The 9,826-nt window shown below is 72.5% G+C and carries 8 protein-coding genes; 7 read left to right on the top strand and 1 reads right to left on the bottom strand.

The window, feature by feature from the left end; translation table 11 throughout:
* The first annotated feature begins 213 nt into the window (after window positions 1-213).
* Window positions 214-1,800 carry a dGTP triphosphohydrolase gene (gene dgt / locus AB0G02_RS20795; protein ID WP_360796864.1) on the top strand — a complete coding sequence of 529 codons (1,587 nt, stop codon included), beginning with the start codon at window positions 214-216 and terminating at the stop codon, window positions 1,798-1,800.
* A 144-nt stretch (window positions 1,801-1,944) separates the two neighbouring features.
* Entirely contained in the window at window positions 1,945-4,737 is a 2,793-nt protein-coding gene (locus AB0G02_RS20800; RefSeq protein ID WP_360796867.1) for a S8 family serine peptidase, read from the top strand.
* Between the two features lie 61 nt (window positions 4,738-4,798).
* Here AB0G02_RS20800 and AB0G02_RS20805 read toward each other — a convergent pair whose 3' ends face one another.
* Complete coding sequence (locus AB0G02_RS20805; protein ID WP_360796870.1) at window positions 4,799-5,776, bottom strand: hypothetical protein; 978 nt, start codon at window positions 5,774-5,776, stop codon at window positions 4,799-4,801.
* Between the two features lie 342 nt (window positions 5,777-6,118).
* Between AB0G02_RS20805 and AB0G02_RS20810 the strand changes: the two genes are divergently transcribed.
* From AB0G02_RS20810 to AB0G02_RS20830, 5 genes are all read left to right on the top strand, one after another.
* Entirely contained in the window at window positions 6,119-6,694 is a 576-nt protein-coding gene (locus tag AB0G02_RS20810; RefSeq protein WP_360796872.1) for a hypothetical protein, read from the top strand.
* 36 nt (window positions 6,695-6,730) lie between these two features.
* The gene (locus AB0G02_RS20815) at window positions 6,731-7,411 is read left to right on the top strand and encodes an acVLRF1 family peptidyl-tRNA hydrolase (RefSeq protein ID WP_360796875.1); all 681 of its coding nucleotides are present in this window, start codon (window positions 6,731-6,733) and stop codon (window positions 7,409-7,411) included.
* Window positions 7,412-7,490: 79 nt separating this feature from the next.
* Window positions 7,491-7,907 carry a hypothetical protein gene (locus AB0G02_RS20820; RefSeq protein ID WP_360796878.1) on the top strand — a complete coding sequence of 139 codons (417 nt, stop codon included), beginning with the start codon at window positions 7,491-7,493 and terminating at the stop codon, window positions 7,905-7,907.
* A gap of 4 nt (window positions 7,908-7,911) precedes the next feature.
* On the top strand, window positions 7,912-8,430 hold the full coding sequence (locus tag AB0G02_RS20825) for a SigE family RNA polymerase sigma factor (protein WP_360796881.1): 519 nt from the start codon (window positions 7,912-7,914) through the stop codon (window positions 8,428-8,430).
* Window positions 8,423-8,869, top strand: a complete 447-nt coding sequence (locus AB0G02_RS20830; RefSeq protein ID WP_360796884.1) for a hypothetical protein — start codon at window positions 8,423-8,425, stop codon at window positions 8,867-8,869. Before AB0G02_RS20825 ends, AB0G02_RS20830 begins: the two co-directional genes overlap by 8 nt.
* Window positions 8,870-9,826: the final 957 nt, after the last annotated feature.

The following is a 9,826-nucleotide window of genomic DNA, read 5'->3' on the forward strand; positions in this document are numbered from 1 at the left end:
CCCGGTAGTTAAGCCTTCCAGCGCCGATGGTACTGCACTCGTGAGGGTGTGGGAGAGTAGGACGCCGCCGAACAATTTTTCGCCTTCAGGGGCACCCAGGTATTCGGGTGCCCCTGAAGGCTTTTTTGCGTTCAAGGGCCTTGCTCCTCGCCCGGCCGGTAGGACCGACCACGGTGGCGCGGCGGCGAAGCGGCACGACTACCTTCTTTGTCCATGCACCACGAGCAGTCCGGACACCAGGAGCACGCCGACCCGCGGACCGAGCGCCGTTCCGGCGGGAACGTCCCCGTCCAGGCCGACCTTGCCACGAACCCGTTCCGGGTCGACCGGGACCGAGTGGCCAGTTCGCCGTTCTTCGCGCGCCTCGGCGGCGTGACGCAGGTCGTCAGCTCGACCGGCTCGGGTCTGCTGGTGCACAACCGCCTCACGCACAGCCTGAAGGTCGCCCAAGCGGCCCGTGCCATCGCGGAACGCCTGAACACCCGCCCCGACGTGGCCAACCTGCTGGACAAGCTCGGTGGCTGCGACCCGGACGTGGTCGAGGCGGCCTCACTGGCGCACGACCTGGGTCACCCGCCGTTCGGGCACCTCGGTGAGCAGGTCCTCGACCGCCTGGCCCGGCACCGGTTCGGCCTGTCGGACGGCTTCGAGGGCAACGCCCAGTCGTTCCGCATCGTCACGACGACGGACGTGCGCGGTCCGGCCGCGGTGGGGCTGGACCTGACGGTGGCGGTGCGCGCGGCGATGCTCAAGTACCCGTGGACGCGCCTGTCCTACCCGACGCCGCACCCCAGGGACCTGCCCGCACCACCCCGTGGCGCGGCCGAACCGGAGGACGCGCCGGGCACCGGTTCCAGCAAGTTCTCCGCCTACGTCACCGAGCTGCAGGACGTCGAGCAGTCCCGCGCGTTCTACACGGCACGGCTGGACGCGTGGCAGCAGACGGTGGAGGCGTCGGTGATGGACACCGCCGACGACATCGCCTACGCCATTCACGACCTGGAGGACTTCCACCGGGTCGGCGTGCTGCAGCACGCGACGGTGTCCAACGAGCTGAACACCTGGCTGGAGCACGCGGTGGAGCTCGCGGGCCTGAGCGCCGCCGACCTGGCCGCCCAGGAACGCCGACCCGGCCGTTCGCTGGAGGCGCTGCGCCGCAGGCTGCACGCCAAGGACTCGTGGGCGGTGCACGACGACGCGTTCGCGCAAGCCGTGGCGAAGGTGCGGGCCGAGCTGGTCGACGGGCTGCTGGCGGTGCCGTTCGACGGTTCGGTGGAGGCGGAGCAGGCCGTGGCCGGGTTCTCGGCCCGCTGGACCCGTCGCCTGGTCGACTCGGTCGGCGTGGTGGAGGAGCCGACGACCCGCACCGGTCACGTGGTGCTGGCCGTGCCGCAGTGGCACGAGGTGCAGGTGCTGAAGTTCGTGCACCGCCGGTTCGTGCTGCTCCGGCCGGACCTGGCGCTGCACCAGCGCGGCCAGGCGCGGCTGCTGACGGCGCTGGTCGAGGCGTTGGAGCAGTGGGTCACCGACCGGCACGAGGCGAACCGGCTGCCGCGGCGGCTGCACGACCTGGTCGAACTGGCGGGGGAGGAGTACGCGGCCCTGGCTCGGACAGACCCGTCGCTGCTGGTCGGGGCCACCGGTGAGACACCGAGCGGGCCGGATGCCGTCCGGGCGCTGGCCAGGGGCCGCGCGGTGGTCGACTTCATCGCCTCGCTCACCGACAACCAGGCGGCGGCGCTGCTCGACGCTCTGTCCGGGCGGACCGGTCAGCTGTGGACAGATGCTTTTGTACTGTGAAATGTGATGGATTCACCGTCTGAGAAGTAGGCCGAACGGTGGCAGACGGTACTTGTCCGTGCGCAATACGTTGACCCCTCGGTCGGAGACATCCGACCGCAGGCCGCGTGCGTCGGGGGCACGCAAGAGCTGGGGGAGACGCCTGTGCGCTCACCGAAACGTCGTTCGCGAAGAACCGCGCTGATCGCCGCGGGTGCGGCGGTGCTGATGACCCTGGGTGCCGTGTCGCCCGCCTCGGCCGACCCGGTCAAGGCGTCGAAGGGTGTCGAGGACAAGACCGCCGCGCAGATCGCGGCGTTGCAGGACATCAAGAAGTCGCTCTCGGCCGCCGAGTCCAAGGTGGACAGCGCGCTCGTGGTCGAGCAGCGCCGCCGGTCGAACTCCACCACGTTCAACAGGCTCCCGGCGTTGCAGACCGGGGTGAAGGTCCAAAGCGGAGACACCGTCGTGGTGGACATCCGCGCGTTCAAGGTCACCGACGACCTGGTCGCCGCCGTGAAGGCCGCGGGCGGCGGGATCCGCTCGGTCTCCACCGAGGGCAACACGGTCCGCGCGCAGCTGCCGCTCAACGCGCTGACCCGCCTCTCCGCGCGTGGCGACGTCCGCCGCGTGGAGACCGCCGTCGAGTACAAGACGTTCCACGAGCAGCAGGCCGGCAAGGCCGACCCGGCGGTCTCGAAGGAGGACAAGGCCCGGGAGATCGAGGCCCGCACCCGTGAGGTCCTGGTCGCGCCGCAGGCGGTCCGGACCGGCGAGGGCGACCGGGCGCACGCCGCCGACACCGCCCGGGGCGACTTCCACGTCACCGGCACCGGCGTGAAGCTGTGCGCGCTGTCCGACGGCGTCGACTCGCTGACCCTCTCGCAGGCCGCGGGTGAGCTGCCCGCCGGCGTGGAGGTCCTCGCGGGCCAGGAGGGTTCCGGCAACGAGGGCACCGCGATGCTGGAGATCCTCCACGACATCGCGCCGAACGCGAGCCTCGGCTTCGCCACCGCCGTCAACGGTGACGCGAGCTTCGCGGACAACATCCGCGCCCTGCGCTTCCGGCTGGGTTGCGACGTCATCGTCGACGACGTCCTGTACTTCAACGAGTCGCCGTTCCAGGACGGCGTGATCGCGCAGGCCGTGGACGCGGTCGCCGCCGACGGCGCGCTGTACTTCTCCTCCGCGGGCAACGAGGGCAACGTCGCGGACGGCACCTCGGGCCACTGGGAGGGCCAGTTCGTCGACTCGGGCGTGGGCGTCGGCAAGTTCGCCGGCACCGCGCACGACTTCAACCCCTCGCCGGACGCCAAGCAGGTGTTCAACCCGCTGTCGGAGAGCTCGGGCAGCGTGCCCGTGACGCTGTTCTGGTCCGACCCGCTGTCGTCGTCGTTCAACGACTACGACCTGTACCTGGCCAACGCGCAGGGCAACGTGGTGGCGTTCAGCCAGGGTGTGCAGGACGGCAGCCAGGACCCGTACGAGCGGCTGACCACGCCCGCGAGCGCGTCCGGCCTGCGGTTGGCCGTGGTCAAGTTCCGCGGTGACGACAAGTACCTGGCGCTGTCCGCGCTGGGTGGTCGCTTCAAGGACTCCTCCGACGGGCTGAAGAAGTTCGCCACCTCCGGCGTGACCCGTGGCCACTCCGCGGCCAAGGGCGCGATCAGCGTGGCGGCGGCGCCGGCGAACAACCCGCTGCCGTTCGACCTGGAGCCGGGCGACCCGGCCAACCCGCGCGGTCCGTTCCCCAACGCGTTCGACGGCACGCAGAAGCCGGAGCGGTTCACCTCCGACGGTCCCCGCCGGGTGTTCTTCGCGCCCGACGGCACCCCGCGCGAGGAGGTGCGGCAGAAGCCGGACCTGACCGCGGCGGACGGCGTGCAGACCAGCGTGGCGGGCTTCAACCCGTTCTTCGGCACGTCGGCCGCCGCGCCGAACGCCGCGGCCATCGCCGGTCTGGTGCTGTCCGGCAACCCGGGCCTGGCCGCCGCCGAGGTGCGGGAGGCGTTGACCGCGACCGCGATCGACCTCGTCGAGGCGGGCGTGGACAACCGGACCGGTGCGGGTGTCGTGCGCGCCGACCTGGTGCTGGCCTACACCGGCGCCTCGCCGCAGCCGCTGGCGAAGGCGCAGAAGCCGTCCGTGGTCAACGACGCCGACGGCAGCCAGTACCTCAAGCCGGGCACCACGGCGACGGTCACCGTGCCGGTGGTCAACGTCGGTGACGGCACCGCCGCGTCGACCAGCGTCGTGCTCACCTCGCCCACCGCGGGGGTGACGATCGCGCCGCGGTCGAAGTACTACGGCACGGTCGAGGTCGGCCAGACGGTCACGAACACGTTCAAGGTGACCGTGCCCGCCTCGGCGGGTGTCGGTTCCGCGGTCCGGTTGGACGCCCGGGTGACCTTCGCGGGCACGACCTCACCGACCACGAGCACGTTCACGCTCAACGTCGGCGAGCCGTCCCGCGACACCAAGGTGTTCGCCTACGCCGGGCCGGTCGTGGCCATCCCGGACAACGACGCCACCGGCGTGTCGGTGACCATCCCGGTCAGCGGGATCGGCCGGGCGTCCAAGCTGGTGTTCTCCATCGACGGCGACACCTGCAACACCAACACCGGCGCCACGACGGTCGGCATCGACCACACGTTCGTCGGTGACCTGGTCGGCACGCTGACCTCGCCGTCCGGCGCGACCGCCACGGTGTTCCAGCGCAACGGCGCCACCGGCAACAACCTGTGCCAGGTGGTGTTCGACGACGCCGCGGCGCAGCCGTTCTCGTCGGTGACCAGCGCCATCGCCCCGTACACGGGCACGTGGCGGCCCACCACCCCGCTGGGCGCGCTGCTGGCCGAGCCGGTGGACGGCACGTGGACGTTCAAGGTCGTGGACGCGGCCGCGTCCGACCGCGGCTCGGTCCGCGCGGTCTCGCTGAAGATCAACGGTTACGTCTGAGTGACGGGCAGTGCGTGAAAGGGCCCCGGGAGCGTGCTCCCGGGGCCTTTTCGTTCACGTGTTACTTCGGCCACTCCCAGCGGATGCCGAACACGCCGGGCCCGAAACCGAGCGCCACGGCGTGCACGCCACCGGCCGCGTCGAGGGCCAGGTTGCGGCGCCGGGACGGGGTGTCGTCACCGGCGGGCACGCTGAACTGCTGGCAGCGGGCGGGCAGGTTCGACTGGTCGAACCGCACCTCGATCACGTACTCGCGCACCGGCAGCCGGAACTTGCGGGCGAACGTGTTGTTGCCCGCCGGGTAGTGGCCCTCGGCGAACAGCAGCTCGTACTCCATGATGATGGTCTCGCCCCTGGTCAGGGGCCGGTCGAACATCATCTCGGCGGCCATGATGTTGGCTTCGGTGTCCTCGACCACGCGGCCGAGGTGGCAGTTGCGCAGGTTGACGACCTGGGGCAGCACGTTGGCCTGCTCGGTCTCGAACACGAGCGCCCAGCGGTCCGGGCCGTCCTGCTCGGCGCGCAGGATCTGGCGCACCCACACCGAGCGCTGACCGCCGTTCGCGGCGATCTCGATCCGGTCGTGCTGGCTGATCCGGCCCAGCTTGACGTCGGAGGACGTGTCCACCTTCGTGAGCAGGTCGGCCACCCGCTCGCGACGCGCCCAGAGCGCGTCAATCGGCATCATCGTCGTCGGTCGGGACCGCCTGCCGCGCGGGCGCGGCGGGCCGAGCAGCGCCGACAGGCCCGCCTGCGGCACGCCGAGCACGGTTTCCAGGTGGCGCAGCGCCTCCAGCGACTCGGGTCGCTCGGGTCGGCGTCGGCCGGACTGCCAGTAGCTCAGCGTCGCGACGCTGATGGTGACCCCGCGCAGCGCGAGCCGGTGCTGGATGCGGTCGAGACTCAGCCTGCTCGCTTTGATCGCGGCTCTCAGCGCCTCGGGGAACGGTCCCGTGGTGAGAAGCTGCGCAAGACTGCCGTGGCCCGCCGAGTCGAGTTCGTCGACGGACAGGTTTGGTCGACCGGCAGCGTTGGTCATTGTGACTCCCCGCTGTCATGAGATCACGCCCCAGTGACCCTACCCGCCAACGCAGTGCATTGGTGCCTTCCAGGTGGAGTCATTGATTGGGCCATACGGGTTACGAGTTCACTGGGACGGGCATCGTTCTGTCAAGTGGTGAACATCCGTGCTCCTCCCTTTGTAAACCCGTCGGTAACATTGTGCAACGCGGGCTTCGGGTTCGGCGCGACGCCTCTTCGGTGCCCTGTGCCATCCGGCCGTCCACCTGCTCAGCCGTACGCGCGCCGCCGGTCCCGCCCCCGGCCCCGCCGGTCCCGTGCCGTTGGCGGCCGTTGATCCGTTGGGCCTACTGTGTGCCCGGTGACCGCCGCCCCGGACGTCGTGCCCCTGCCGGAGGACCCCCTGACGGAGGTCGCGACCGCCGTGCTCGGCTCCGGCCGGCACGTGGTGCTCGACCTCCTGGACGTCGTGAGCCACCACGGCGGGCCGCTCGTCGACGTGGTCCGCGCGGGTGACGACCTGCTGCCCCGGTTGGCCCACGAGGAGGCGCTCGACCAGGCGCTGCGACTGGCCCGGCAGGCGCTGCGGCCCGGCGGCCTGTTCGTCGCCGCCGTGCCCGAGCTGGACAAGCTCGGCAGGCTCCGGCCCACCGCGCCGCCGCCGAAGGTGTCCGGTCGCGGCCCGAACCGGCAGGTCACCGTGCAGCTGTGGGACTGGGCGGCGGACGGCGAGTCCTACGCCCTGGAGGTCGTGCGGCTGGTGCGCGGCGAGGGGACGTGGGAGGTGGCCAACACGGTGTCGACCCGGCACCGCGTGCTGTCGCCCGAGCAGGTGTCCGCGTCGCTGACCGAGGCCGGGTTCGGCGCGGTCCAGCGGCTGTCGCCCGCCGAGTGCGGGCACCCGCTGCCCGTCTGGGTCGCGGTCGCGCCGGCATGACCGCGGTCGGGCCGGCATGACCAGGGTCGCGCCGGCATGAACAGGGTCCGCCCGGTCTCCGGTGGCGGACGGGCGGTCGAGGTGCCGCCGGAACGCCTGGCGGGGTGGTTCAGCCGGTTCGCCGAACGGCACGGCGGGGTGGTCTCCACCTCGGTGACGCCCGCTCGGTGCCTGGTCACGGCGGTCGACGGCGCCACGGCGTCCGTTTCGGCGGCGTTCGGTGAGTTCACCCCGGCAGGTGACGCCGATGGTCTGGTGCTCGACGCGCTGCTGGCCCACGCGTCGACGTCGCGCCGGGTCGGGCTGCTGCTCGTGCGGCTCGGCGGGCACAGCATCGGGGTGGCGCAGGACGGCGTGGTGGTGGTGTCGACCACCGGCAGCCGCCAGGTGCACGGGCGCAACAAGGCGGGCGGGTGGTCGCAGCAGCGGTTCGCGCGGCGGCGGGAGGGGCAGGCGAGGGTCGCCCTCCAGGCCGCGGCCGACGACGCGGCGCGGGTGCTGGCGCCTCGGGTGGGCGAGTTGGACGCCGTCGTGCTCGGTGGTGACCGACAGGCGTTGGACGCCCTGCGGGGTGACCGTCGGTTGGCGGAGGTGTTCGCGCTGGCGTCACCGCGCGTGCTGGACGTGCCGGAGCCCCGGCGGGCGGTGCTGGACGAGGCCGCGGTCCGGGCGCGGGCGGTGGAGGTCGTGGTCCGGGAACCCGCCGGAAACTCGTGACAACCCCCACCCACCCCGACCGCATTCATAAGGGTGAGGAGGCACCGAACCGCGGTGGCCCCGATCCCGAGGAGCAGTCTTGCTGCGCAAACGACTCGTGCTGGCGGCCGGGGCCGTCCTGCTCGGCGGTCTCGCCGTGACCGTGCCCGCGCTGGCGTCCGGCGGCGGTGACGACGCGCCCGCGTCGACCACCACCTCGCCCGCCACCTCGCCCGCCACCACCCCGGTCACCACGTCGCCCGTGGCGGTGACGCCGCTGCCCTCCACCTCGCCACAGCCGATCGAGACCACCCGGACCACCTCCCTGGAGCCGCAGCCCACCACGACCGAGAGCCCCGAGGTCACCCCCGGGCCGACGACCGCGTGGCCCCAGCCGGAGGTCACCCCGGCCCCCGAGGAGACGGTGACGACCTCGCCCGGCGCGTCGATCCCGGTGACGGTCACGACTACGAGGCAGCCGCTGCCGACGCCGACCACGGCCACCACGAGGCGCTGACGGCGTGAGCTGGGACGCGGAGTTCACCCACTACTTCGACCGGTGCGCCGACTCGATGCGCTTCACCGCGCTGTTGTTGTGCGGCAACCACCACGAGGCCGAAGACGTGGTGCAGTCCGCGTTCCTCAAGCTCTACCTCGCGGGGCCGAAGCTGGCGCACCGCGACGGGGTGGAGGCCTACCTCCGGCAGATCGTGGTGCGCACGTTCCTGGCCGAGCGCCGGCGGGTGCGGTGGAAACGGGAGAAGCTCACCGACGTGCTGCCGGAGGCGCCGGCGCCGGGGTCGTCGTTGAGCGAGGACAAGCTGGTGGTGTGGCAGGCGTTGAGCGCCGTGCCCGCCAAACAGCGGGCGACGCTCGTGCTGCGGTACTGGCACGACCTGGGGGTGGAGGAGACGGCCGCGGCGCTGGGCTGCTCGGTCGGCACGGTGAAGAGCACCACGAGCCGCGGCCTCAAGGCGTTGAGGCAGAGGTTGGGACCGGAGTTCGGCGCGTTGTGGCAGGAGGTGTCGCGCGGTGCTTGAGGACGAGCTGAAGAAGACGTTCGAACAACTGAACATCCAGCCGCTGCCGCGCACGTTCGGGGCGATGGACATCGTCCACCTGGGCACCAGGGCGAAGCGCCGCCGTCGCACCTACGCGGTGGCCGCGGCCGGCACGGGCACCGCGGTGGTCGCCGTGGTGATCGCGTTCACCCTGAACCGGGCCCCGGCGGGCACCGACGACAGCCCCGCCGGCCCGCCGGGCCTGGACACCACCACCAGCAGCACCTCGGTCCACCCCACCACCGTGCCGGAGGGGACCCCCTCGCGGAGCCCGGAACCCACCCGGACGTCCGACGAGATCACCACGTCGAGCCCGGACAACCCACCGGCCACCACCGTCCCGCTGACCGTCACCTCGACCACGACCAAAACCTCGGGCCCGGTGGCCGAAACGACAGCCGAAGCCACCAGCCGCTAACCCCTCGCCCACGCCGGCCGGCCCTCCGCCGACCCTGGGGCCGGACCCGCCGGGCCCCTCCGCCGACCCCCGGGGCCGGGCCAGCCGGGCCGACCCCTTCCGCCGGGCCCATCCCTTCCGCCGGGCTGCTCCCTCCGCCGGGCCCATCCCCGCCCCAGGTCTATCCCGCTCTAGGCCGAACTGCGCGCCGGGCCCGCTTCACCGACCCCGTCCCGCCGCGCCGGGCCCGCTCCACCGACCCTGTCCCACCGCGCTGGACCCGTTCCGCTGCGCCGAGCCCGTTTTGCCAGCCGATCCCACGCTGCCGTGCTCCGCCTGCCCCGCTCCGTCCACCGCGCCGGGCCTGCTCCGCCGCGCCGCGCTCCGCCGCACCGGCCTGCTCCGCCGCGCCGCACCCACGCTGCTTGCCCCGCCCGCTCCGCTCTCTCGACCGTGCCGGGCCCGTTCTACCGAATCCCGTTCCACCGCCGGGCCCGTTCCTCTGGGCCGACCCACTCGGCCGTGCCGGGCTCGCTCCGCCGAGCCTGTCGCGCCGCGCCGGGCCCGCTCCACCGGGCCGACCACTCCGCCGTGCTCGCCCGCTTCACCGGCCAGCCCTATCCGACCCGCGCCCGGCCCGTTTTGCCGGGCCGATCCCACTCGGCCTTGCTACGCCTGCTCCGCACCGCACCGCGCCGCGCTCGCACCGCGCTCGCACCGCGCCGGGCCGGGCCGGGTCCGTTCTGTTCCGCTTCGCCCACCGGACCGAGCTCGTTCCACCGAGCCCCGCTCGCGCTGCTTGCCCCGCCCGGCCCGCTCTGCTTCGCGCTGGCCACGGCCCTCGCGCCACGTGTTCACCCGTCGCCGGTCGAGTCACCATCACCAGCGGGCCAGCGAGTTGCCTATCGTCTGCCGCCCGCGCCGCTCGTCTGTCGCTCTGGCCGTCGCCTCCGCCGGCCGTCTCACGCAGCAATGGCG

This window comes from Actinosynnema sp. NPDC023658 (genome assembly GCF_040639995.1).
In the GTDB taxonomy this organism is placed as follows: Bacteria; Actinomycetota; Actinomycetes; order Mycobacteriales; family Pseudonocardiaceae; genus Actinosynnema.